The organism is Pseudomonas coronafaciens pv. oryzae str. 1_6, from assembly GCF_000156995.2.
In the GTDB taxonomy this organism is placed as follows: Bacteria; Pseudomonadota; Gammaproteobacteria; order Pseudomonadales; family Pseudomonadaceae; genus Aquipseudomonas; species Aquipseudomonas tremae.
Genome location: NZ_CP046035.1, coordinates 1,162,730 through 1,186,469 on the forward strand (window position 1 = coordinate 1,162,730; position 23,740 = coordinate 1,186,469).

The following is a 23,740-nucleotide window of genomic DNA, read 5'->3' on the forward strand; positions in this document are numbered from 1 at the left end:
TGATCTAACGGAGCGGATGAGCTGCAGGGACCTACCTCGAGAGGTCCTGTAGGGGTTGTGCAGATGAAGCCCACAGTCGACACGTATTTGTACACGACTGTAACAATGGCCTCACAAGGCAGCTTGCCATGCATAAAGAACGAAAAATCGAAAGACACCAGCTACAGGATTATCTTCAGGTGTTCAACCGCCACACCGGCAGACCTCTAGGGTGCCTGGGAAATGTGTCAGAAGAAGGGTTGATGCTTATCAGCGAGCTGCCTTTGCTGGTAGGGGCCAGGTTCGATCTGTGCCTGAAGCGGCCAGGCAGTGATACCGGGCAGCCGCTTGAAGTGAGTGCTACCTGCCTGTGGTGTCGCGAAGACGAAACCCCGGGCAGCTTCGATTCCGGTTTTGAACTGCCTGAGGTTTCGACGGAGTATCTGGAGTTCATCGAGCTTCTGCAGCGTTATTTCTGCTTTTATCCTTCTTACGAAGCGTCGGCCTGATTCCGCTGCAGAGCAGGTCGTACTGCGGTATTTCTGTCTTTTACAGCGTTCCTGCTTTTTTCCAGCCCAGATAGCGGCTGACCAGCTGTGGGCCAAGTTCTTTTGGTCGCGCATCCATGATTGCTATGCCCTGCGCGCTCAGGCGGTCGTGCAGGGACGCTCGGGCATTGAGGAAATTCATTGTCCCGCAGTAGTCCAGCGCCTGTTCATAGGTCTGTACCGGTGACTGACGCAGGCTGTCGAGCACTTCTTCTCTCAGACTGGCAATCAGTACCCGATGTTGTCCGCTTAGCTGCCTGACCGCCACCAGCAGCTCCTCGTCGTCTTCATCGCGAAGATTGGTCACCAACACCACCAGCGATCGTCTTTTCTGGCGAATCATTACATGGCGCACGGCGGCGCTGTAATCAGCCGGGCGGCGAGTGGTCTGCAGGTCATAGACAGTGTTGAGCAACAGGTTGAGCTGGCTTGGCCCCTTGACGGGCGACAGGTAGCGGTCCTGCTCGCTGGCAAACGTCGAGATACCTACGGAGTCGCCCTGACGCAACGCGACATAGCTCAGCAGCAGGCAGGCATTGAGCGCATGATCGAAATGCGACAGCTCGCCATCTTGACTGCGCATCCGGCGCCCGCAATCGAGCATGAATACTATTTGCTGGTCTCGCTCGTCCTGGTACTCCCTGGCAATCGGCGTTCGCTGACGTGCAGTGGCTTTCCAGTCGATCTGGCGCAAGCTGTCGCCCTCGCGAAACTCACGCAACTGGTTGAATTCCATACCAGGCCCGCGACGTTGCAATTGACGCACGCCCAACTGACTCAGCCAGCTGTCTACAGCAAGCAACTGCCCGCCGTACAGACGAGCAAAGTCCGGGTAGACACGCGTCGTGCTATGTACAACCAAATAGCGCCGTATCGTCCACAGTCGCAAAGGGCTGGGCAGGCTTATCTCGCATTGCTCGAACGTGAAATGGCCCCGGCTTGAAGGGCGAAGACGGTAGCCGACCCGGCCTTTGCTATCAGCAGGCAGGGTGATGGATTGCGGCAGGTTTTCATGCTCCAGGCCTGGCGGCACGTGGTCGAATATCTTCAGTGTGAGCGCCTTGCTGCCGTCGTGGCTCACGTCGAGCGTGGCTTCGTTCCAGCGATCCAGTGCCAGGCTGCCCGGTAGTTCGCGCTGCACGCAGGGCGACGGATGACGCAGCAGCAAGACTGCATCCAGCAAGGCCAGACCCGCCAGTGCCAGCATTGCACCCCGGTATAGGCTGTCGATCTGCTGCGGATAGTCGATGCCGAGCGCATGAAGGGTGCCCAACAGCAAAGCAACGCACGCCAGCCCGCCGAGCCAGCAAAGCATCGGAACAGAAGGCTTCAATAACTGCTTCACAGGCGCGGTGCCGGTACCTGCTCGAGGATCTGCCTGAGCACCTGATCCACCGACAGCCCTTCGATGTCCAGTTCAGGGGACAGCCTGACCCGGTGCCGGAGTACCGCAAGTGCGCAGCCTTTTATGTCGTCCGGAGTGACAAATTCGCCACCCCGCAACAGCGCTCTGGCGCGCCCGCCACGCACCAGCGCAATTGAGGCGCGTGGCCCGGCACCCTGACTCAGACCCGGCCAGGTGCGTGTGCTGCGGCCCAGGCGCACGGCATAGTCCAGCACTTGCTCATCCAGGGGCAACTCGCTGGCAATGCGTTGAAGTACCTGAACCTCACGCGCCTGCATGATGACCCTGAGTGGTCGCACATCCAGCATGTCGGCACGGGTGGAGCGGGTGACCTGACGCACCATTTCCAGCTCTTCCTGCGCCTCGGGATAGTCCATGCGCAGTTTCAGCATGAATCGGTCCAGTTCGGCTTCCGGCAATGGGTAAGTGCCTTCCTGTTCGATGGGGTTCTGGGTTGCCAGCACCATGAACGGTTGCGCAATGGGCAGGGCTCGACCTTCGAGGGTGACTTGCCGCTCCTGCATGGCTTCAAGCAGCGCCGCCTGAGTCTTGGCCGGCGCCCGGTTGATCTCGTCGGCCAGCAACAGGTTGGTGAACAACGGCCCCTTGCGCAGTTTGAACTGCTCGGTCTGCATGTCATACACGGCGTGACCGGTGACATCGCTGGGCATCAGGTCCGGCGTGAACTGGATGCGGGCAAACTCGCAGCCGATACAACTGGCAAGCGCCCGAACCAGTAATGTCTTGCCCAGCCCCGGTACGCCTTCAAGCAGCACATGCCCGCCGCCGATCAGCGCGGTCAGGACGTCTTCGACAACTGCGGTCTGGCCGATCACGGCCTTTTGCAGTTCGGCGCGCAGTGCCTGGGCGAGCTGACTGGCGCGCTGGCGCTGCTGCAGTTGAGTGCTTGCCGGGCTGCCAGGCTCGCTGGCTGGGTCAATCAAGGGCTGGGCGCTGCCGGGCAGTTCGGGTGTTGGATCGCTCATAGGGCATTCCTGAGAGTTTGCAGGTGGGCCACCTGACGGGTGAATTCGCTGTGTGAGAGGCGCTGCGCCGGGCGCGGGCGCAGGGCATCGCTGATGGCGCTGGTGGGCTGTCGGGTGAGGCGCGACAGCACCTGCCATTGTTCGGCGACGACCAGCCGCTCGAAGCCTGGATGCAGTCGACGTGCGCGGCGCAGAATGTCCTGTTGCAGCCCCTTTATAAGGGGTTGCTGGCCCGTGTGTCTGAGCAGGAAGCCGGCGCTGGCGCGCAAGTGCTCGGTCAATTGGCGGCGCGCCAAGGCCACGGGGCGGCGCAGCGGACCCTCGCGCAGGCCGACATGCCAGAGCCCCAGGCTGATCAGCAATGCGAAGGCCAGCAGTGCCTCGGGAAAGTTGCGCAGCAACAGGGCTGGCAAATTGTCGTGTCGAGTCTTCAGTATCATGGTCACGTCGCTGTTCTGGGTCAGATACCAGAGCAGCCATGCATTGTCGTAGCTGCCGATCGAGTGGGTTTCCCAAAGGCCTGAATCGGTGACAATGGTGATCAGCCCTTTTCCACGTTGTATCTGCAGCATATGGGTGGCCTCGGCGCTGTTGGCCCACGCCTGCGCCTGATCTTCCGGGTCTTCGAGGTGAAACGCAGGCTCGAAGCTCATATAGGCCGGTTCGTTTTCATTTTCCAGATAAAGACGAGTCAACTCGGGCCAGGGCATTTTTTTACGGCTGGGGGCAGGCCTGATCAGAGGAATGGGCAGCATGGGCTGCGGGTCATTCAACTGTCGCTCCTGCTCATTGATGTCTCGGGTCAGATACTGATGGACCTTCAGTCTGTCGAGCAGCAGGTCGCCACTGCGACCTTTCTGTTCGTCCCAGAGCCGTTCGGCCACGAACAGCAGGTGTCCGCCTGCTTCGGCCCAGTTCAGCAGACGCTCAGTTTGCACGGGCGTCATGCCTGCACGGTCATTGAGCAAAAGCAGGGTTTGGGTGCCCTGAGTCGGGTCCGGAAGCTGGTCCAGGGTGTCAGCGGTGTTCACCGTGACGGAGCGCTCGCGCAGGAAATGTTCGGCCGCGAGCCAAGGGTTGGCTATCGCTTGCGGGGAGGGCCCTTTATCAACGGTTTCCTCATAGCGCTCCAAATGACTGCCGAGCAGGTAAAGGCCCGCGCCTGTCAGCAGCAACAGGATCATCAGCCAGCTGAGTATTGCGTAACGGCGGCTCATGTTTTAACCGCTGGATTGAACAGACGACGCCAGCCATCGCAGAGTTCCTGCCTGGCGTTAGCAGGTGGAAGGCGATGACCATAGGCAAGGTTTTGCCAATGCGCTGTCAGTTCTCGGCTGAAGTCACTCAGCAGCGGCTGGTTCAGCAAGGCGATATGTTGCAATATCTGACCTTCGGTGTCGGCGTTCTTCAGCGGCAATCGGTAGTCGCTCAACAAACGACTGAGCAATGCGCGGTATAACAAACCCAGTGCTTCGCGGGGCTGGTTGCTCCAGAGTTGCTCGACCTGACCGGCGACATCCTCAGGAAGACTTTCGGCACTCACTTGCAGCCCGAACAGCTGTTCGGGGGCGGGGCGGGTGGTTTTAGTCCGGGTGGTTTCCAGCCTTGCAAAGGTTTTGAGCCAGTCCCGGTAGCGCCAGATCAGCAGGCCTGCCAGGCCGATGACAATGCCCCAGAGTAGTATCTCGGCCAGACGGGCCAATTCGCTGGCAGCCTGCACAAGCCGATTGAGCCAGTCGAGCAACCAGCCTTCACCATGTCTGTCCTTGACCCCTGCCTGCTTTTTTTCCTTTTCTGGAAAGCGCCAGCCACTCTCGGTGCGGATGTTCTTGAACGGAGGCCGATCCAGAATGCCCTGTATCTCGCTCTTGGCGGTTTCGCTGTTCAGTGGCTGGTGTAAAAGGCGCGGCGTGTCGGGGCCCGCTTCATTTTGGGCGGGCTCTGCCACAGCGGTGTCAGGCAGCGGGCAGCTGTAGTTTTGTGGGTCGGCCAACGCCGGGGCGGGTGCTGTCGAAAGGACCAGCCCGACACCGAACAAAAGTGCATAGGCGCTGCCGATCAGGCGCTGGCGCAGGCGCCTGAAAACCAGTTCGATATCCCAGGCCTCAAGGACGGTTCGGCGATTGAGGTACAGGGTGAAGCCGCATGCAACATAGACTGGCTCCCAGATCACCAGCGCTAAGGCATAGAAAAGATTGGTCAGGTGGTCGATCCATATCCACTGGTTTCCTGCGTCGATCAGGTTTTCCCAGTTCCAGTCTATCTCGACTCTTTGTGGAATGAAGGCATAAAGCAGGATCAGCAAGCTTATCCACAGCGCGTATTCAAGATGCGCGCCGACGATGGTGAGTAACCGCGCAGCGCGAAGGTCTTTCTGGCTGAGCAGGCTAACTCGCATGGCGCGCTCCGTGCCTGCCAAGTGTTCCAGTTGCTGGACCGGCAGTTGAAAGCTGCGGCTCAAGCTGAGTCGGCGCCAAAGCAGGCTGGGCAAAAGCTGGTCTTTCAGTGTGGCTGGCCAGGCCTTGAGGGCTTGTCTCAAAGTTGGCGTCGTACCGAACAGCGACTGCGACAAAATGAGCAGCGGCAAACGTTCGAACGCAGGCTTGAGCCACCAGAAAATAAAAATGACTGCTGAAGGGTAATCCCAGAGCAGCACGCTGAGCAGGCAGAAAAAAGGCAATGTAATGATTGCCCAACTGCCCATCAGCAGGCCGCGATGCCGACCCGCGAGCAGGACGCCCAGATCGATGGCTTCCCAAGGGGAGCGCGGACGTATGGCGACGGTAGATTCAGTCAGGCGCATGAGGGGTACGTCCGGCCAGGGTCAGGTATGCAATGACCAGTAGCCACAGCGCGGCACCTGCCAGGTATTTGACGAGGGGGGCGGGCCATGTCATTGATGACCAGTAGGCCTCGACGAATGCCGCTATCAGCAAAAACAGTACCACCCCGCCTGTCAGTTGCACGCTGCTGCTGGCTGCTGCGCGCAGTGCCGTACCGCGTGTGACATTCCCTGGGGCCAGCAAGGCCCATCCCAGTTTGAGACCGGCGGCGCCGGACAGCGCAATGGCGGTCAGTTCGAAGGCACTATGACCCACGACGAACGACCAGAAGGTCTGGCCGTAACCAATATCAGTCAGATGGCCCGCCACGGCGCCGATCATCACGCCGTTGAAAAGCAGGAAAAACAGGCTGCCCAAGCCGAACAGCAGACCGCTGGCGTAGGTCTGGAAGGCGATTCCGATGTTATTCATGATGTAGTAGCCGAACATCATCCAGTCAGCGTCGGATTCTCGCTCGATGGACTGCCCGATCCGGCTGGCTGACGGGTCGTACATGCTTTGCATTTCAAGGAGCTGTTCCGGGCTGACCACGCTGTAGACCAGTTGCGGGAAACCATACACCAGCAGACCCATGACGATCTGGCTTCCGAAGAACAGCAGGCTGGCAACCAGCACGAAACGCCATTCGGCGCGTACCAGACGCGGAAAGCCTCCCACGATGAAACCCAACAAACGGGCACCCGCAGCGCTGCGGTGACGGTAGAGTTGCTGGTGGCCACGCATGGCCAACTGATGCAGGGGGTCGATCAGATGGCTGCTGTAGCCGCGCTCCTGTGCCAGCGCCAGCTGGTGGCAGATGCGCCGATAATCGCCAGGGAATGATGCGTTGGCATTGGCTTTGCCATGTTCCAGCGCATCAAGGTGCTGTGCAAAGCGTTGCCACTCTTCTTCATGACGTATTTCAAACAGGCTCTGTTTCATTTCGACCCCAGCAGGCTGTGGGCGATGCCGTTTACATGGACGACGGCCTTGTGAGCGGGAATGCGCAGTGGCTCGGCCAGGATCGACGCGAGCTCCTGGGTGCGCGCGCTGGACAGTTCGCCTTGCCGCTCTGCCAGGCTCATGACCGCACGCTGTTCATCCAGGTGCAGCGAGAACGGCACGATAACGGGCTCTGCGTCCGGTAGAGTCGGGCGGATCACAGGACGGTCGCTGTAGATGACCAGGCTGCCGGCGGCCAGATCGCCCAGACGTTTGAACAGCGGATGGTTCAGGCAAGCGATCGCGCCAAACCCGTAGCCGATGGGGAGCATGTCGACGAAGCGCAGCAGATTGCGTATCAGGGAGGAAGACCAGTCTATCGGGGTGCCGTCGTCGTGAACCACTCGTAGCCCCAGTAAGCGCTTACCCGGTGTGCGGCCCTGGCCAAGCACTTCAAACAGCACCATGTACCACCAGTTCACCAGAAAAAACACGATGGCGCCCAAGCCGATGCCGAGCTTGTCGAACAGTTGCAGGAGCATATAGAAGACGGCAATGATGGCTGCGCGAACACAAAGGTCGATGCCAAACGCCAGTGCGCGGATAACAAGGCCGGCAGGGCGGAGAATCATGTCTATGCCTTCCGGGGTCTCGATGTCGATACGGGTATCCAGCGGCATGGGCAGCTTTGCATTCCTTGGCAAAACGGGAAGGGATGACATTGTCGGGAGGTTGCCCCTGAAAACCAGAACTGATGCTAGCTACCGCAGCCAAGCTAAGCAACCGACCATTCAATACGCGGGCTGTAAGAAAACATTTCCCGATGCGCCGGAAACCGCGCTATTAGCCAACGGCGCCCTTGACGCCCTACACTTCGCCGGTCTTTTGCTCAGGATCAGCCCGTGACTTCCAGCATTTTCTGGTACGACTACGAAACCACCGGCATCAACCCGCGCAATGATCGCGCGTTGCAGATGGCTGGCATCCGAACCGATGCCGAGCTCAATGAGATCGCGCCTCCGGTCAATCTGTACTGCCAGCCCGGTGATGACATTCTGCCCCATCCGGCGGCCTGTGTGATTACCGGCATCACGCCTGCCACACTGGCCGAAAAAGGTTTGTGCGAAGCAGACTTCATGACCCGAGTGCATGCCGAACTGTCCGCGCCGGGCACTTGTGGTGCTGGCTACAACACGCTGCGTTTCGACGACGAGGTCACACGGTACAGTTTCTATCGCAACTTCTTCGACCCCTACGCACGCGAATGGCAAGGCGGTAACAGCCGTTGGGACTTGATCGATGTGGTACGCGCAGCGTATGCATTGCGCCCCGATGGCATCGTCTGGCCTGAACAGGACGGGCGGGTCACGCTTAAGCTGGAACGGCTGACGGCTGCCAACGGTATTGATCATGGGCAGGCGCATGATGCGTTATCCGACGTTCGAGCAACTATTGCACTTGCGCGTCTGATTCGGGAAAAACAGCCGAAGCTTTATGATTATCTGTTTGCACTGCGCACTAAACAGAAGGTTCAGGATCAGGTCCGGCTCCTGCAACCACTGGTGCATATTTCGGGGCGCTTTTCTGCCGCGCGCAATTATCTTGGCGTGGTGCTTCCGCTGGCGTGGCATCCACATAATCGTAATGCGCTGATTGTCTGTGACCTTCACCTGGATCATTCGCCGTTGTTGCAATACGACGCTGAAACGCTAAAGCAGCACTTATATACCCGGCATGACGCGTTGGAGGAAGGCCAATTGCCAGTGCCGCTTAAGTTGTTGCATATAAATCGTTGTCCGGTGGTTGCGCCATTGGGTGTGTTGCGCAGCGAAGATCAGCAACGTCTGCAACTGGATCTGACGGCTTATCAGGCACGTGCGGCGCAGTTGAATGACAGTCGAGAAGTTTGGCAGGACAAATTGCAGGTCCTTTACGGCAAGGACGACTTTGTCGCAAGTGAAGATCCCGAACAACAGTTATATGACGGTTTTATCGGTGATCGTGACCGGCGATTGTGCGAGCAAGTTCGACAGGCCGAGCCTGAACAACTGGCCCGGGACGGATGGCCCTTCGACGATGCTCGTCTGCCTGAGTTGTTATTCAGGTACCGCGCCCGTAACTTTCCTGACACCTTGAGCACTGAAGAGCAGCAGCGCTGGCTGGCGTTCTGTCAGCAGCGGCTGCGCAGTCCGGAGTCGGGCGCGCCCAACACCCTACAGGATTTTACGAAAGCGCTGATTGACGTGTCGCTTAATGCCACGCCTGCGCAGCTTGAGGTATTACGGCAATGGCAAGACTACGTCCAGCAGCTGAGTAAACGTCTGGGTGTATAAATAGCGCGCAATAAAAAACGCCAGCAAGCTGGCGTTTTTTCAATCGCAGTCAATCATGACCGTATGAAGCTTAGCCCAACAGAGTGGCCCAGCTTTCAACGTCGTCACTGCCCCACTTGGCTTTCCACTCTTTCAGCGTTTTGTGGTTGCCACCTTTGGTTTCGATGACTTCGCCATTGTGCGGGTTCTTGTATTGCTTGACCTTGCGAGCGCGTTTGGTGCCAGCCGGTTTAACAGCACCGCCACGTGGCGCTTTGTTTACCTTGGCGTCCGGATCCAGCAGAGCAATGATGTCGCGCAGCGATTTTTGATATTCGCCCATCAGCGTGCGCAGTTTGCCTTCGAATTCCAGCTCGGTTTGCAGTTTGTCGTCTTGCGACAGGTTCTTCAAACGGGCTTGCAGTTCTTTGATGGCTTCTTCTGTGGCGCGGTACTCGTTGATCAGGGACATGAGGAGACCTTATGTTGTGAAGGGTTGCAGGGAGACAGTGCGACAATAATAGTCACTGTAAATGAGCAAGTAAACATTAAATAAAAGTTTTATTTGAATTATTTAGCAATATACACGCGTCCTACAGACGTCTGAACTAGGAGCGCGCCGGGCGTCCCTCAAAATAACCCGGCTATAAAGCCCTGCTTAATACAGGTCTTGTTTAGCAGTGGTCCTCCAGAAAGCCGATACTGGCAAGGTGCAATCTTCTGCCCGAAAGGCGTCATTTCCGGCAGACGAATCGGGTCAACAGAGATACTGCAGTTTTGCTGCGCAGCCGCTAGAATAGCGGCTTTGCGAAGTTCTGGAGTTTCCCCTAATGCGCACTTTTCGTCTGGTGATTGCTTGCCCGGACCGTGTAGGCATCGTTGCCAAAGTCAGTAACTTTCTGGCGTCCCATAACGGCTGGATCACTGAAGCGAGTCATCACTCGGACAGTCTCAGCGGCTGGTTTTTCATGCGCCACGAAATACGTGCCGATACCCTGCCATTTGATCTGGACGGGTTCCGCGAGGCGTTTAAGCCAATCGCCGAAGAGTTCGCCATGGACTGGCGCATCACCGACTCGGCGCAGAAGAAGCACGTTGTGCTCATGGCCAGTCGCGAGTCCCACTGTCTGGCAGACCTGCTGCACCGCTGGCACAGTGATGAGCTGGACTGCGACATCGCCTGTGTCATTTCAAACCACCAGGACCTGCGCAGCATGGTCGAGTGGCATGACATTCCTTACTACCATGTTCCGGTAGACCCCAAAGACAAGGAACCGGCGTTTGCCGAAGTGTCGCGTCTGGTCGGGCATCACCAGGCCGATGTTGTCGTGCTGGCGCGTTACATGCAGATCCTTCCGCCGCAGTTGTGCCGTGAATATGCTCATCAGGTGATCAATATCCACCACAGCTTCCTGCCTTCGTTCGTTGGTGCCAAGCCGTACCATCAGGCATCTTTGCGCGGCGTCAAACTGATCGGTGCAACCTGTCACTACGTCACCGAAGAACTCGATGCCGGGCCGATCATCGAACAGGATGTGGTACGTGTCAGCCATCGTGACAGCATCGAAAACATGGTGCGTTTCGGTCGTGATGTGGAAAAAATGGTACTGGCCCGTGGTCTGCGCGCCCATCTCGAAGACCGCGTTCTGGTACACGACAACAAGACAGTCGTCTTCGGCTGATCTATTGTTTCGGGAGCGCGCCTGTCGCGCTTCCGGTGCAATGCATCGGCAGGAGTGCAACGCTCAGAGTGACAGCCGATGAAAGAACCTTTCGATAAAGCCACTTCCACTGCACCCGCCACGCTGGGTGAAGGCTGTCTCAGTCGCTATGACCCCGCAGCCCTGACTCCCGAAAACGGTGCCAATTTTGACGGTGCGGCGGCGCTATGGCGTGAGTTGCAGCAATCAGAAGAGGCGGCAGGAAGCGAGGCGGCTGGCGAAGTGGCTGAAGGAAGTGGAGAGGAAGAGGGCAAGTGATCAAGCCCCTCCGGGCGGCGCCAGGCAGGCACCGTCAGAAGGGCTTTGAGATCAGGACAGGGCTTTGGAAGCCAGCCAGAACAACGCCGCAGACAAGGCGACTGTGGCTGGCAGGGTCAGTACCCAGGCGAGCAGGATGGTGCGAACAGTTCCGCCTTGCAGGCCGCTCTTGTTGGCAACCATGGTGCCAGCCACGCCCGACGAGAGAATGTGGGTAGTGGAGACTGGCAGGCTGAACACGTTGGCCAGGCCAATTGCGCAGGCAGTGGTGATCTGGGCAGACATGCCTTGTGCGTAAGTCATGCCTTGCTTGCCGATCTTCTCGCCGATGGTCAGGACCACGCGCTTCCAGCCGACCATGGTGCCGATGCCCAGCGCCAGTGCAACTGCCAGGATCACCCAGAACGGCGCGTATTCAGTGGTTGCAGTCAGGTCCTTGCGCAGTTTTTCCAGATCGGATTTTTCGCGTGCAGCCAGGTCAGGAAGCTTGCCGACCTTGCGCGCGGTGTCGTCCAGGCACAACAGATAACGACGCACTTCAATGCGGCTTTCAGGCGCCAGCGAGTGGTAGTCCGACACACCCCTGAGGCGGTCGAGCAGCGCGTCGATAGTCGGTTCGGTCTGTTTTGGGTTGCAGGCCGAGCTGGATGGCAGGTCGCCTTTTTCAGCCTTGCCCATCGCCAGGTATTCACCCAGGGTGCTGCTGTTGCGTTGATAGAACTGGCTCAGATGCTGTGTGGCATCGCGGGTACGTTCGATCTGATAGGTCGTGCTGGTGAGGTCCAGAACAAACTGGCTTGGCACAATGCCGATGAGCACCAGCATGATCAGGCCGATGCCTTTCTGGCCGTCGTTTGAGCCGTGAACGAAGCTGACCGCCATGGCAGATATCACCAGCACCAGACGATTCCAGAAGGGCGGGTGTTTCTTGTCATCGAGCTTGCGGCGCTGATCAGGCGTCTTGTGCATTTTCGACAATGGGCGCCACCATTTCAGCCCGAGCAACACCAGGCCGGCGACAATGAAGCCAGCCAGCGGCGAGAACACCAGCGAAGCGCCGATATCGATCGCTTTCTGCCAGTTGACGCCATCAGCCAGCGGGATGTCATTGATCAGGGCATTGGCCAGACCCACGCCGAGTATCGAACCGATCAGCGTGTGCGAGCTGGAGGCCGGAATGCCGAAATACCAGGTACCGAGGTTCCAGGTGATGGCCGCTGCCAACAGCGAGAACACCATGGCCAGGCCATGTCCGGTGTTGACGTTGATCAGCAGTTCGACAGGCAGCAGGTGGACAATGGCATAGGCAACGCCGACACCGCCCAGCAACACGCCGAGGAAGTTGAATACACCAGAGAAGAACACCGCCAGATGAGGCGGCATGGCTTTGGTGTAAATGACTGTCGCCACCGCATTGGCGGTGTCATGAAAGCCGTTGATGAACTCGAAGGTGAGGACGAAAGCCAGGGCGAGCAAAAGGCTCACAAGCACCCAGGCATCAAGCCCGCTGAATAAATCGATCATGTAGGTTTTCTGACCGGGTCTGAAGGGGGCGAGATTATGACAGAAAAAATACAGCACGACTTGTCATCGCTGCGCAGTGTCGCTTCAAACAAAAAAAAAGACGCATGAGCGCCGCCTCGTTGAATGTTCAATGAGGCAGTCGGGCGTGTGTTTGCAGATGCTGAAAAGCAGAGGTGAGCGTTCAGGGATCATGAGACCCGCTGTGTCACGGCTCTTCTTTCAGGCCTTCTTCCATTTTTTGCAGTTCTTGCTTGAACGCTTGATCCAGCAGGCTGGCTCGTTTGCGCCATGGCTTGCGTTCCGGTTCCGGTTGCGCAGCGTAGGTGGTGATTTCGCCGCCGTAGACATCCTTGTAACGTTGCTCCTGGCGCTCAAGTTCCGCGCGCAGTTCATCTTTAGTCACTGTATTACCTGTTCAAGTCGAAATGGGTCTGGTGTTCACGCAAGACATCGCAAGTCTGTCAGCTCTCGTCCGATCGCCAGCCTTGATACAGGCAGCGGCCTGCAAAGGCGTAGAACCGGGAGGGGCTGACATCCTGCTATTGCCTGCGGCTACGCGCACCAGAAAAGCAGTTGTCGTAGCGACATACGTTTTGATTCAAAGCGCCGGTGCCGCAGTTGACTGGCATCCCGGTGATCGCTGCGGGTGCAAAGGCTGACAACACTTCAACAGGATAGTCGAGGCCGAGAATGCATGCACTGACGCGTGGGCACGAAGGTGATTAAGGTAATGCCGTCCCACAGATGAACACTATCTCCAAGAAGTCCGGTGACGTCAACATCAGAGCTTGAATAAGTTTGCATGATTATTTTTTTGTAAGACTGTTCCTAAGTTTTAGTGGGGCCTTTATATGAAATAACTTTTATAAAGCATTCATCAATGGTTTGTGACAGGACGCGTACATGAGATTCACAAGTCTCGCTCTGTAGAGAACAAGGGGGTGAATTGGGTCTTTTGTAAAGGCAGGGGGTAACGGCGGGGGACGATGACACGGTCTGTAATGAAAACGGCCTTGCTGGTTGAGCAAGGCCGCTGCCTATGACTTCTCAGTGGGTACCTGACCAGTAATTTCCAAGAAGTCACTTCATGGCAGAGGTAAAGGTATAAGCATATTTGCGTGGGGTCAATTGCGATTATCGGCCACCTGTTCGATAATCGCACAATCTGATAGGTGCTTAACGGCGCAAAACGATCTGAATCCTTTGTTTTACAAGGCCTGAACACGCGTTAAAGAGGGTGCGACAATGAACGACGAACTGCGTAATTCTTTTGCCTCATTGGCGCCACCCATCGTGGCGTCGCCTGCCAAGCGTATTCAGGCCCTGACCGGTGATCCGGACTTCATGACCTCGCTGGCGCGCGGTCTTGCCGTTATCCATGCCTTTCAGGAGCGCAAGCGACACCTGACCATCGCACAGATCAGCCACCGCACAGAGATCCCCCGTGCGGCAGTGCGGCGCTGTCTGCATACGTTGATCAAGCTGGGGTACGCGACCACCGACGGGCGCACGTATTCGCTGTTGCCCAAGGTCCTGACCCTCGGTCACGCTTATCTGTCATCGACACCGCTGGCGACTTCTTCGCAGCCTTATCTGGACCGCATGAGCGATCAACTGCACGAGGCCTGCAACATGGCCACGCTGGAAGGCGACGACATCCTTTATATAGCCCGATCCGCGACCACTCAGCGTCTGATTTCGGTCGACCTTTCCGTCGGCGGTCGTCTTCCTGCCTATTGCACGTCAATGGGGCGGATACTTTTGGCCGCGCTAGACGATGTGTCATTGCACGAATACCTGGACCACGTCGATCTACAGCCCAAGACCAGCCGCACCATTCGCACGCCGGAAGCGTTGCTCGAATGCCTGCAATTGGTTCGTCAGCAAGGCTGGTGTATTGTCGATCAGGAACTTGAGCAAGGGCTGCGCTCTATTGCCGTCCCGGTCTATGATGCATCGGGCCAGGTGCTGGCGGCCCTGAATGTCAGCACCAGCGCAGGGCGCGTGGCGCGAAGTGAGCTGGAGCAGCGCTTTTTGCCGATCATGCTCGACGCCAGCCGCGACCTGAGCACCCAGCTGTTTACCTGATTGAGCAAGTCGGGGCCGTCACAAGTGAATTTGTTCGGTTACCGAACGGTTAGTCGATTATCGGATTGTTTGCCCCGTTGCTCAGGCATAACCTCATTTTCATTCCGGCGCAGGTTTCCGCGCTGATCATTGAACGTGATGTTGGGTTCGGAGCACCTCATGGCAGATATTCTTTCTCTACGCGATGCGGTGAAGCAACTGGTCAACGATGGCGACACCGTTGCGCTTGAAGGCTTCACCCATTTGATCCCTACAGCCGCTGGTCATGAAATCATTCGTCAGGGCAAAAAAGACCTGACGCTGGTCCGCATGACGCCTGACCTCATCTACGACCAGTTGATCGGCGCAGGGTGTGCGAAACGGCTGATTTTCTCGTGGGGTGGCAACCCTGGCGTCGGTTCTCTGCATCGCCTGCGCGACGCAGTCGAAAAACAGTGGCCACGAGCGATGGAAATCGAAGAGCACAGCCATGCCGACCTCGCCAATGCTTATGTCGCCGGAGCCTCGGGCCTGCCGTTTGCCGTACTGCGCGCCTACGCGGGTTCCGATCTGCCCAAGGTCAACCCGCTGATCAAGACCGTTACCTGCCCGTTCACCGGAGAAGTGCTGGCCGCAGTGCCTTCTGTGCGCCCCGACGTGACAGTGATTCACGCGCAGAAGGCCGACCGCAAGGGCAACGTTCTGCTGTGGGGCATTCTGGGCGCGCAGAAAGAAGCCGCCTTGGCAGCCAAGCGCTGCATCGTGACGGTGGAGGAGATCGTCGATGACCTCAAGGCGCCGATGAATTCCTGCGTGCTTCCGACCTGGGCACTGAGTGCGGTCTGCCTGGTGCCTGGCGGTGCTCATCCGTCATATGCACATGGCTACTACGAGCGTGATAACCCGTTCTATCAAGCCTGGGACCCGATTGCCCGCGATCGGGAAAGCTTTAAGGCGTGGATCGACGAATACATCCATGGCACAGCAGATTTCAGCGAATTCCAGAGCAAGCTGGCTCGCGCTTCGGAGGTCAAATAATGACGTACTCCACCAGTGAAATGATGACCGTCGCTGCCGCGCGGCGTTTGCGCAACGGCTCGGTATGCTTTGTCGGCATCGGATTGCCCTCCAAGGCTGCGAACCTGGCACGGCTTACGTCTTCGCCCGATGTGGTGCTGATTTACGAGTCAGGCCCGATTGGTGCCAAACCCACGGTATTGCCCCTGTCTATCGGTGACGGCGAACTGGCGGAAACCGCCGATACAGTTGTTTCCACCAGTGAAATTTTCCGCTATTGGCTGCAGGGCGGCCGGGTTGATGTGGGTTTTCTGGGCGCCGCGCAGGTTGACCGTTTTGGCAACATCAACACCACCGTGGTTGGCGACTACCACCATCCTAAGGTGCGCCTGCCGGGCGCTGGTGGCGCGCCCGAAATTGCGGGGTCTGCAAAGTCGGTGTTGATCATTCTGAAACAGTCGGCACGCTCGTTCGTCGACAAGCTGGACTTCATTACATCGGTCGGCCACGGCGAAGGCGGCGACTCACGCAAGCGTCTCGGCCTGCCGGGTGCAGGTCCAGTGGGCATTATCACCGACCTGTGCATCATGGAGCCGGAGGCCGGCAGCAACGAGTTCATCGTGACAACGCTGCACCCTGGCGTGAGCCGCGAGCAGGTCGTTGCGGCTACGGGCTGGGAAATCCGCTTTGCGGAGAACGTGGTTGTGTCCGAAGAGCCCACTGATGTCGAGCTGACGGCGTTGCGTGATCTTGAGGCCCGTACCGCCGCAGCCCATGGCCAGGTTGCAGGAGAAGCGTGATGCGCGACGTGTTTATCTGTGATGCGATTCGTACACCGATCGGTCGCTTCGGTGGCGGTCTGTCCACGGTGCGGGCTGACGATCTGGCCGCCATACCGATCAAGGCATTGATGGAACGCAACCCCACAGTTAACTGGGAGGAGGTCGATGAAGTGTTCCTCGGCTGCGCCAATCAGGCCGGTGAGGACAACCGCAACGTGGCGCGCATGGCGGCGTTGCTTGCCGGCCTGCCGAAAAGCGTTCCCGGTGTCACTCTCAATCGCCTGTGCGCTTCCGGAATGGACGCCATCGGTACTGCGTTCCGGGCCATCGCTTCGGGCGAGATGGAGCTGGCTATAGCAGGTGGTGTGGAGTCCATGTCCCGCGCGCCGTTCGTGATGGGCAAGGCCGATGCCGCGTTCTCGCGCAACATGAAGCTGGAAGACACCACCATCGGCTGGCGTTTCATCAACCCGGCCATGAAGGCACTCTACGGTGTGGATTCCATGCCGGAGACCGGCGACAACGTCGCAGCCGACTTCAAGATTTCTCGAGCCGATCAGGACGCTTTCGCCCTGCGCAGCCAGCAACGCACTGCCGTTGCCCAGGCTGCGGGCTTTTTCGAGGAAGAGATCGTTCCGGTAAGGGTCGCGCACAAAAAGGGCGAGACCACAGTCGACAAGGACGAGCACCCGCGTGGCGATACCAGCCTGGAAACCCTGAGCAGGCTCAAACCGGTCAACGGCCCTGAGCAGACCGTCACCGCTGGTAATGCTTCTGGCGTCAACGACGGAGCTGCGGCGCTGATTCTGGCGTCCGCCGAGGCGGTCAAGAAGCATGGCCTCACCCCTCGGGCCCGAGTACTTGGCATGGCCAGCGCCGCCGTCGAGCCCCGGGTGATGGGCATTGGCCCGGTGCCTGCAGTGCGCAAGCTGGTCGAGCGGTTGGGGCTGGCGGTCACTGATTTCGATGTCATCGAACTTAATGAAGCCTTTGCCAGCCAAGGCCTTGCCGTGTTGCGCGAGCTTGGTCTGGCGGACGATGCGGCGCAGGTCAATCCCAACGGCGGCGCCATTGCGCTCGGGCATCCGTTGGGCATGAGTGGCGCCCGACTGGTGCTGACTGCATTGCACCACCTGGAGAAAACCGGCGGGCGCAGAGGGCTGGCAACCATGTGCGTCGGGGTAGGGCAGGGCTTGGCGCTGGCTATAGAACGTTAAACTCTTCCACCTCAAACTCTTTGTGCAGCAACCCGGTTCATCTTTCTGTCTCCACGAAAAGACAGGTAGATAATCCGGGTTGTTGCGCGTTTACGTGTCCGTTGACGGCCGAAGCAGCCTGAGTGATTGTGCTTGGTCATAGACGGTGTTACAGGTTGTTTCTTACGACAGTCTTGCTGAGGGGGAAATAATGACGACAACATCAAAAACACCGCATTACACAGGCGAGGAGCGAAGCAAAAGAATATTCGCGATTGTCGGGGCGTCTTCGGGGAATCTTGTCGAGTGGTTCGACTTTTATATCTATGCCTTCTGCGCCATCTACTTTGCACCTGCTTTCTTTCCATCCGATGATCCGACCGTTCAGTTGCTCAACACCGCAGGTGTGTTTGCAGCGGGCTTTCTGATGCGGCCGATTGGTGGCTGGCTGTTTGGCCGTGTGGCTGACAAACATGGCCGCAAGAACTCGATGCTGATTTCGGTCACCATGATGTGCGCAGGCTCCTTGATCATCGCGTGTCTGCCGACTTACGCCTCGATTGGTGCCTGGGCGCCGGCACTATTGCTGATGGCGCGCCTGCTTCAAGGTTTGTCGGTGGGCGGCGAATATGGCACTACCGCAACCTACATGAGTGAAGTGGCGCTGCGTGGCCAGCGCGGCTTCTATGCGTCGTTTCAGTACGTGACGCTGATCGGCGGCCAGTTGCTGGCGGTGCTGACGGTGGTGATTCTGCAGCAGTTTCTCAGCACTGAAGAATTGCGTGCCTATGGCTGGCGCATCCCGTTCGTGATCGGCGCGGCGGCCGCAGTGATCGCCTTGCTGCTGCGTCGCACGCTCAATGAGACCACTACCGCCGAAAGCCGCCAGGACAAGGAGGCGGGCAGTATCGTCGCGCTCTTCAAGAACCACGCTGCTGCTTTTATCACGGTGCTGGGCTACACCGCCGGTGGCTCGCTGATTTTCTACACGTTCACCACGTACATGCAGAAATATCTGGTGAACACCGGCGGTATGGAAGCCAAGACTGCCAGCTACATCATGACCGGAGCACTGTTTCTTTACATGTGCATGCAGCCCTTCTTCGGCATGCTCGCGGACCGTATCGGTCGTCGCAATTCGATGTTGCTGTTTGGTGCGTTGGGCACGCTGTGTACGGTGCCGATCCTGATGACCCTGAAAACCACCACCAACCCGTTCATTGCCTTCATGCTGATTACCCTGGCGTTGGCGATTGTCAGCTTTTACACCTCTATCAGTGGCCTGGTTAAAGCGGAGATGTTTCCACCGCAGGTGCGTGCGTTGGGTGTGGGCCTGGCGTACGCAGTGGCCAACGCCATGTTCGGCGGCTCGGCGGAGTGGGTGGCATTGAAGCTCAAGAGCGCCGGGATGGAAAACAGCTTCTACTGGTATGTGACGGCGATGATGGCGATAGCGTTTCTGTTCAGCCTGCGGCTGCCGAAAGAGCCGAAGTACCTGCACCAGGATCATTGATCGCACAGTTCTACCGGCATAAAAAACCCACCTGATCAGGTGGGTTTTTTATGCGCTGCAATCAGAACACTGCCATTAGAACAGCTGCACCGAAGGTTTCTCTTTAGAGATGGTTTCGGTCTGGCCGGTCCTCTCGTACCAACCGCCGCCGAGGGCCTTGTACAGGTTGACCTCGCTGGTCAGCTGCGACAGACGATCGGTGATCAGCGTTTGTTGCGCGCTGAACAACGAGCGCTGGGCGTCGAGGAAAGTCAGGTTGCTGTCGATGCCAATGCGGTAGCGGCGTTCGGCCAGACGGTAGTAGTCCTGGTTGGCCGCGACATAGTCACGCTGCGCCTGGAGCTGTTCGTCGTAGGTCTTGCGCGAAGCCAGGCCGTCGGAGACTTCCTGGAAGGCGGTCTGAATCGCCTTCTCGTAGTTGGCGACACTGATTTCCTTCTGGATTTTCGAGTAGTCCAGACTGGCGCGCAGGTTGCCGGCGTTGAAGATCGGGATGTTGATGCTCGGCTGGAACAGCCATGCTCCGGAGCCTCCTTTGAACAGACCGGACAGTTCCGAGCTGCTGGTGCCAGCACTGGCCGTCAGGCTGATGCTCGGGAAGAACGCTGCACGTGCCGCGCCGATGTTGGCGTTGGCGGCCTTGAGCGTGTGCTCGGCTTGCAGAATGTCTGGACGGCGCTGCAACAAATCTGACGGCAGGCCTGCCGGCATTTCGGTCAGCATGTCGGAGTCCAGCAGATGGCTGGCTGGCAGGTTGTCGGGCAGGTTGGTGCCAAGCAGCATCACCAGACTGTTCTGATCCTGAGCGACCAGACGCTGGTACTGGGCCAGTTTGGCGCGCGCACTTTCGACAGCGGTACGCGACTGGCTCAGGTCCAGCGCCGAAGAAACACCGACTTCATTGCTGCGCGAAGTCAGGCGGAAGCTTTCTTCGTAGGTCTTGAGGGTGTCTTGCGTCAGCTTGAGCAGTTCCTTGTCGGCCTGCCAGGTCATGTAGGCATTGGCCACGTTGGCCACCAGGCTGATCTGGGTGCTGCGACGCGCTTCTTCACTGGAAAAGTAGGTTTCCAGTGCTTGTTCGCTGAGGCTGCGCACCCGGCCGAACAGGTCCAGCTCGTAGGCACTGACGCCCAGCGTTGCCGAATAGCTGCTGTTGATGCCGGCCTGGCCGGTCTGCGACTGGTCCGCAGGCACGCGCTGACGGCTGCCGCTGCCGGTGGCCGATACAGCCGGGAACAAGTCCGAACGCTGGATGCGGTACTGGGCGCGGTAGGCGTCGATGTTCAGCGCCGCAACCCGAAGGTCACGGTTGTTGAGCAACGCGGTCTGGATCAGCTGTTGCAGGGCCGGATCATTAAAGAAGTGGCGCCAGCCTTGCTCCGCGGCGGCCATCTTGGCCCCCTCGGCCGGCGAGTACGCCGGGCCTTGTGGATACTGTGCGGCGACCGGGGCTTCCGGCTGCTTGTAATCGGGGATCAAAGAGCAGCCGCCGAGAATGAACGCGGTAACTGCAAGAGAGATCAATGACTTGCTCATTGGCCAGCCTCGTCGTGTGAAGTATGTTTCTGCTTGCTCTTGAACAGCCCTGAAATCGATACGAAGAACAGGGGCACCCAGAAGATCGCCAGAATAACTGCCGTGATCATACCGCCAATCACGCCTGTACCGATCGAATGCTGACTGCCCGAACCTGCGCCCGAGGAAATCGCCAGCGGTACAACGCCGAGGATGAACGCCATCGACGTCATGATGATCGGACGCAAGCGCATGCGGCACGCTTCGATCGCTGAATCGGTAAGGCTCTTGCCCTGTTCATGCAGCTCTTTGGCGAACTCGACGATCAGAATGGCGTTCTTCGCGGCCAGACCTACCGTTACCAGCAGCCCGACCTGGAAGAACACGTCATTGGACAGCCCACGCAGGCTGGTTGCCATAAGCGCACCGATGACACCCAGCGGCACCACGAGGATGACCGCGATCGGGATCGACCAGCTTTCATACAGCGCCGCCAGACACAGGAACACGACCAGCAACGACAGCGCATAAAGGGCAGGGGCCTGGGAACCGGACAAGCGCTCCTCGTAGGACAGACCGGTCCAGGAGATGCCGATACCTTGCGGCAGTTTCTTGGCCAGGGCCTCGACTTCAGCCATTGCATCGCCGCTGCTGTAGCCCGGTGCCGGTGTGCCCAGGATTTCCTCTGCCGCTACGCCGTTGTAGCGCGACAGTTTTGGCGAGCCGTAGGACCATTTGCCGCTGGCAAAGGCCGAGAACGGCACCATTTCCCCCGAGCTGTTGCGCACGTACCATTTTTTCAGGTCTTCAGGCTTCATGCGGGCACCTGCGTCGCCCTGGATGTATACCTTCTTGACGCGGCCACGGTCGATGAAGTCGTTGACGTAGCTGCCGCCCAAGGCGATGGACAACGTGTTGTTGATGTCCGACAGCGTGATGCCCTGAGCGCTGGCGCGTTCGTCGTCAATGATCAACTGATACTGCGGCTCGTCATTCAGCCCGTTCGGACGCACGCCTGCCAGGATCTTGCTCTGTGCGGCCATGCCGAGGAACTGGTTACGTGCCTGCATCAGTTTCTCGTGACCAACGCCGCCCTGGTCTTGCAGGTAAACGTCGAAGCCAGTTGCGTTACCCAGTTCCAAAACAGAAGGCGGCACGATGGCGAACACCATCGCATCGCGCAGGCTGAAGAAGTAGCCCTGAGCACGTTTGGCCAGTTCGAATACGCTGTTTTCCGAAGTGCGTTCTTCCCACGGCTTGAGCATCACGAATGCAATCGCCGAGCTTTGACCGCGACCCGCGAAGTTGAAGCCGTTTACCGAGAACACCGACTTGACTGCGCCACTCTCCTTGGTCAACAGGTATTCACGCATGTTGTCGATGACTTCCTGCGTACGCTCGGTCGAGGAGCCTGCCGGGGTCTGGATCTGGGCGAAAATAACGCCCTGGTCTTCTTCCGGAAGGAATGCCGCGGGAATGCGCATGAACATGAAGACCATGCCGGCGCAGATCAGGACGTAGCCCAAGTAGGCTGGCCACTTGTGCTTGAGCATGTTGCCGACGCCGCGCTCGTAACTGAGAACGCTGCGGTCGAAGGTGCGGTTGAACCAGCCGAAGAAGCCGCGCTTGGGCTGGCCATGCGTCTTCTCGTCGATGGGTTTGAGCATCGTGGCGCACAGCGCCGGGGTGAAAATCAGCGCCACGACGACCGACAGGGCCATGGCCGAGACGATGGTGATCGAGAACTGTTTGTAGATCACGCCAGTAGAGCCGCCGAAGAACGCCATGGGCAGCAGAACCGCCGAAAGCACCAGCGCAATACCTACCAATGCACCCTGGATCTGCGTCATGGATTTGATCGTGGCGTCGCGCGGGGAGAGCTTTTCCTCCTCCATGACCCGCTCGACGTTTTCTACCACCACAATCGCATCGTCCACCAGCAAGCCGATGGCCAGCACCATACCGAACATGGTCAGGGTGTTGATGGTGAAGCCGAAGGCCGCAAGGATGCCGAACGTACCCAGCAACACCACTGGCACTGTCATGGTCGTGATGATCGTGGCGCGGAAGTTCTGCAGGAACAGGTACATCACCAGGAACACCAGCACGATCGCTTCGATCAGGGTGTGAACCACACCGTTGATCGATTCGCTCACCACTGGTGTGGTGTCATACGGGTAGACGACTTTCATGCCCGGCGGGAAAAACGGCTCCAGCGATGAAACGGTCGCGCGGATGGCCTTGGCAGTGTCCAGCGCGTTGGCGCCAGTGGCCAGTTTGATCGCCAGACCGGAAGCCGGTTTGCCGTCGAACTGTGAGTCTGTGCTGTAGTTCTCTGCACCCAGGCCAACCGTGGCGACGTCTTTCAGGCGAACCTGCGAGCCGTCGGTATTGACCTTGAGGAAGATGTTGCCGAACTGTTCGGCTGTCTGCAGACGGGTCTTGCCGATGATCGTGGCGTTCAGTTGCTGACCGCTGATCGCTGGCAGGCCGCCCAACTGACCGGAGGACACCTGGACGTTCTGCGCGGTAATCGCGCTTTTCACGTCCACCGGGGTCAACTGAAAGTTGTTCAGCTTGGCCGGGTCCAGCCAGATACGCATGGCGTACTGCGAACCGAACACCTGGAAGTCGCCCACACCGGAGGTCCGGGAGATCGGGTCCTGCATGTTCGACACGATGTAGTTGGCCAGGTCTTCCTTGCCCATGCTGCCGTCTTCCGACACCAGACCGATCACCATCAGGAAGTTCTTGACCGCCTTGGTGACGCGGATGCCCTGTTGCTGCACTTCTTGCGGCAGCAGCGGGGTGGCCAGGTTGAGCTTGTTCTGCACCTGCACCTGCGCCGTATCAGGGTTGGTACCCTGATTGAAGGTCGCGGTGATGGTCATGCTGCCGTCGGAGTTACTCTCCGAACTCACATAACGCAGGTTGTCGATACCGTTGAGCTGCTGCTCGATGACCTGCACCACGGTGTCCTGCACGGTCTGTGCAGAAGCACCTGGGTAGGTCACCTGAATGCCGATGGCCGGCGGTGCAATGCTCGGGTACTGGTTGATAGGCAGGCTGGAAATCGACAGCGCGCCGACCAGCATGATCACGAGGGCAATAACCCAGGCAAAAATGGGTCGATCAATAAAAAATTTCGACATG

Annotated in this window: 20 protein-coding genes; 9 read left to right on the plus strand and 11 right to left on the minus strand. The window is 58.4% G+C overall.

What is annotated here, in order from left to right; genetic code table 11:
- The first annotated feature begins 128 nt into the window (after positions 1–128).
- Positions 129–488, plus strand: a complete 360-nt coding sequence (locus POR16_RS05205) for a PilZ domain-containing protein (protein WP_005889114.1) — start codon at positions 129–131, stop codon at positions 486–488.
- 40 nt (positions 489–528) lie between these two features.
- On the opposite strand, the gene POR16_RS05210 is transcribed toward POR16_RS05205, so the two are convergent.
- From POR16_RS05210 to POR16_RS05235, 6 genes are read right to left on the minus strand one after another with little or no spacing between them, the layout of a single operon-like run.
- Positions 529–1,872, minus strand: coding sequence for a DUF58 domain-containing protein (locus POR16_RS05210; protein WP_042932154.1), 1,344 nt, complete (start codon positions 1,870–1,872; stop codon positions 529–531).
- Positions 1,869–2,918 carry an AAA family ATPase gene (locus POR16_RS05215; protein WP_005889118.1) on the minus strand — a complete coding sequence of 350 codons (1,050 nt, stop codon included), beginning with the start codon at positions 2,916–2,918 and terminating at the stop codon, positions 1,869–1,871. The genes POR16_RS05210 and POR16_RS05215 overlap by 4 nt, the downstream gene beginning before the upstream one ends.
- Positions 2,915–4,135, minus strand: a complete 1,221-nt coding sequence (locus tag POR16_RS05220) for a DUF4350 domain-containing protein (RefSeq protein ID WP_005889120.1) — start codon at positions 4,133–4,135, stop codon at positions 2,915–2,917. Before POR16_RS05220 ends, POR16_RS05215 begins: the two co-directional genes overlap by 4 nt.
- On the minus strand, positions 4,132–5,721 hold the full coding sequence (locus POR16_RS05225) for a DUF4129 domain-containing protein (protein WP_005889122.1): 1,590 nt from the start codon (positions 5,719–5,721) through the stop codon (positions 4,132–4,134). Before POR16_RS05225 ends, POR16_RS05220 begins: the two co-directional genes overlap by 4 nt.
- Positions 5,708–6,682: a stage II sporulation protein M gene (locus POR16_RS05230; protein ID WP_005889125.1), complete on the minus strand. Its 975-nt coding sequence runs from the start codon at positions 6,680–6,682 to the stop codon at positions 5,708–5,710. Before POR16_RS05230 ends, POR16_RS05225 begins: the two co-directional genes overlap by 14 nt.
- Positions 6,679–7,362: an RDD family protein gene (locus tag POR16_RS05235; RefSeq protein WP_005889127.1), complete on the minus strand. Its 684-nt coding sequence runs from the start codon at positions 7,360–7,362 to the stop codon at positions 6,679–6,681. Before POR16_RS05235 ends, POR16_RS05230 begins: the two co-directional genes overlap by 4 nt.
- Positions 7,363–7,584: 222 nt before the next feature.
- Between POR16_RS05235 and sbcB the strand changes: the two genes are divergently transcribed.
- Entirely contained in the window at positions 7,585–9,015 is a 1,431-nt protein-coding gene (sbcB, locus tag POR16_RS05240) for an exodeoxyribonuclease I (RefSeq protein ID WP_005889131.1), read from the plus strand.
- A 70-nt stretch (positions 9,016–9,085) separates the two neighbouring features.
- Here the strand turns inward: sbcB and mvaT are convergent, their stop codons facing one another.
- Entirely contained in the window at positions 9,086–9,466 is a 381-nt protein-coding gene (mvaT, locus tag POR16_RS05245; RefSeq protein ID WP_002554971.1) for a histone-like nucleoid-structuring protein MvaT, read from the minus strand.
- A gap of 358 nt (positions 9,467–9,824) precedes the next feature.
- Here mvaT and purU point away from each other — a divergent pair, with 358 nt between their 5' ends.
- Both purU and POR16_RS05255 read left to right on the plus strand, forming a co-directional pair.
- Positions 9,825–10,676 (plus strand): formyltetrahydrofolate deformylase, encoded by an 852-nt coding sequence (purU, locus tag POR16_RS05250; protein WP_005889133.1) that lies wholly within the window; start codon positions 9,825–9,827, stop codon positions 10,674–10,676.
- A 78-nt stretch (positions 10,677–10,754) separates the two neighbouring features.
- Positions 10,755–10,973, plus strand: coding sequence for a hypothetical protein (locus tag POR16_RS05255; protein WP_024671718.1), 219 nt, complete (start codon positions 10,755–10,757; stop codon positions 10,971–10,973).
- A 51-nt stretch (positions 10,974–11,024) separates the two neighbouring features.
- On the opposite strand, the gene POR16_RS05260 is transcribed toward POR16_RS05255, so the two are convergent.
- Both POR16_RS05260 and POR16_RS05265 read right to left on the minus strand, forming a co-directional pair.
- The gene (locus tag POR16_RS05260; RefSeq protein WP_024671717.1) at positions 11,025–12,497 is read right to left on the minus strand and encodes an inorganic phosphate transporter; all 1,473 of its coding nucleotides are present in this window, start codon (positions 12,495–12,497) and stop codon (positions 11,025–11,027) included.
- Between the two features lie 205 nt (positions 12,498–12,702).
- On the minus strand, positions 12,703–12,900 hold the full coding sequence (locus tag POR16_RS05265) for a hypothetical protein (protein ID WP_002554967.1): 198 nt from the start codon (positions 12,898–12,900) through the stop codon (positions 12,703–12,705).
- Between the two features lie 842 nt (positions 12,901–13,742).
- Here POR16_RS05265 and pcaR point away from each other — a divergent pair.
- The 5 genes from pcaR to POR16_RS05290 all read left to right on the plus strand — a co-directional run bounded on the left by pcaR (position 13,743) and on the right by POR16_RS05290 (position 19,072).
- On the plus strand, positions 13,743–14,585 hold the full coding sequence (gene pcaR, locus POR16_RS05270) for a pca regulon transcriptional regulator PcaR (RefSeq protein WP_005889139.1): 843 nt from the start codon (positions 13,743–13,745) through the stop codon (positions 14,583–14,585).
- Positions 14,586–14,744: 159 nt separating this feature from the next.
- Complete coding sequence (locus tag POR16_RS05275) at positions 14,745–15,602, plus strand: CoA transferase subunit A (protein ID WP_005889141.1); 858 nt, start codon at positions 14,745–14,747, stop codon at positions 15,600–15,602.
- Positions 15,599–16,381, plus strand: a complete 783-nt coding sequence (locus POR16_RS05280) for a CoA-transferase subunit beta (protein ID WP_172678979.1) — start codon at positions 15,599–15,601, stop codon at positions 16,379–16,381. Before POR16_RS05275 ends, POR16_RS05280 begins: the two co-directional genes overlap by 4 nt.
- The gene (gene pcaF / locus POR16_RS05285; RefSeq protein ID WP_024671715.1) at positions 16,381–17,580 is read left to right on the plus strand and encodes a 3-oxoadipyl-CoA thiolase; all 1,200 of its coding nucleotides are present in this window, start codon (positions 16,381–16,383) and stop codon (positions 17,578–17,580) included. Before POR16_RS05280 ends, pcaF begins: the two co-directional genes overlap by 1 nt.
- 190 nt (positions 17,581–17,770) lie before the next feature.
- Positions 17,771–19,072, plus strand: coding sequence for an MFS family transporter (locus POR16_RS05290; RefSeq protein ID WP_005889148.1), 1,302 nt, complete (start codon positions 17,771–17,773; stop codon positions 19,070–19,072).
- A 75-nt stretch (positions 19,073–19,147) separates the two neighbouring features.
- Here POR16_RS05290 and POR16_RS05295 read toward each other — a convergent pair whose 3' ends face one another.
- A complete protein-coding gene (locus POR16_RS05295; RefSeq protein ID WP_024671714.1) occupies positions 19,148–20,608 on the minus strand; it encodes an AdeC/AdeK/OprM family multidrug efflux complex outer membrane factor in 1,461 nt (486 codons plus the stop codon).
- Positions 20,605–23,739 carry an efflux RND transporter permease subunit gene (locus POR16_RS05300; protein ID WP_005889153.1) on the minus strand — a complete coding sequence of 1,045 codons (3,135 nt, stop codon included), beginning with the start codon at positions 23,737–23,739 and terminating at the stop codon, positions 20,605–20,607. The genes POR16_RS05295 and POR16_RS05300 overlap by 4 nt, the downstream gene beginning before the upstream one ends.
- Position 23,740 lies beyond the last annotated feature (1 nt).

Excerpts from the sequence above, each read along its gene's own strand:
- POR16_RS05230 (WP_005889125.1), bottom strand. The coding sequence starts at position 6,682 with ATGAAACAGAGCCTGTTTGAAATACGTCATGAAGAAGAGTGGCAACGC.
- POR16_RS05235 (WP_005889127.1), bottom strand. The coding sequence starts at position 7,362 with ATGCCGCTGGATACCCGTATCGACATCGAGACCCCGGAAGGCATAGAC.
- POR16_RS05220 (WP_005889120.1), bottom strand. The coding sequence starts at position 4,135 with ATGAGCCGCCGTTACGCAATACTCAGCTGGCTGATGATCCTGTTGCTG.
- POR16_RS05275 (WP_005889141.1), top strand. The coding sequence starts at position 14,745 with ATGGCAGATATTCTTTCTCTACGCGATGCGGTGAAGCAACTGGTCAAC.
- POR16_RS05205 (WP_005889114.1), top strand. The coding sequence starts at position 129 with ATGCATAAAGAACGAAAAATCGAAAGACACCAGCTACAGGATTATCTT.
- purU (WP_005889133.1), top strand. The coding sequence starts at position 9,825 with ATGCGCACTTTTCGTCTGGTGATTGCTTGCCCGGACCGTGTAGGCATC.
- POR16_RS05255 (WP_024671718.1), top strand. The coding sequence starts at position 10,755 with ATGAAAGAACCTTTCGATAAAGCCACTTCCACTGCACCCGCCACGCTG.
- POR16_RS05260 (WP_024671717.1), bottom strand. The coding sequence starts at position 12,497 with ATGATCGATTTATTCAGCGGGCTTGATGCCTGGGTGCTTGTGAGCCTT.
- pcaR (WP_005889139.1), top strand. The coding sequence starts at position 13,743 with ATGAACGACGAACTGCGTAATTCTTTTGCCTCATTGGCGCCACCCATC.
- POR16_RS05290 (WP_005889148.1), top strand. The coding sequence starts at position 17,771 with ATGACGACAACATCAAAAACACCGCATTACACAGGCGAGGAGCGAAGC.
- POR16_RS05215 (WP_005889118.1), bottom strand. The coding sequence starts at position 2,918 with ATGAGCGATCCAACACCCGAACTGCCCGGCAGCGCCCAGCCCTTGATT.
- pcaF (WP_024671715.1), top strand. The coding sequence starts at position 16,381 with ATGCGCGACGTGTTTATCTGTGATGCGATTCGTACACCGATCGGTCGC.
- POR16_RS05225 (WP_005889122.1), bottom strand. The coding sequence starts at position 5,721 with ATGCGCCTGACTGAATCTACCGTCGCCATACGTCCGCGCTCCCCTTGG.
- POR16_RS05300 (WP_005889153.1), bottom strand. The coding sequence starts at position 23,739 with ATGTCGAAATTTTTTATTGATCGACCCATTTTTGCCTGGGTTATTGCC.
- mvaT (WP_002554971.1), bottom strand. The coding sequence starts at position 9,466 with ATGTCCCTGATCAACGAGTACCGCGCCACAGAAGAAGCCATCAAAGAA.
- POR16_RS05295 (WP_024671714.1), bottom strand. The coding sequence starts at position 20,608 with ATGAGCAAGTCATTGATCTCTCTTGCAGTTACCGCGTTCATTCTCGGC.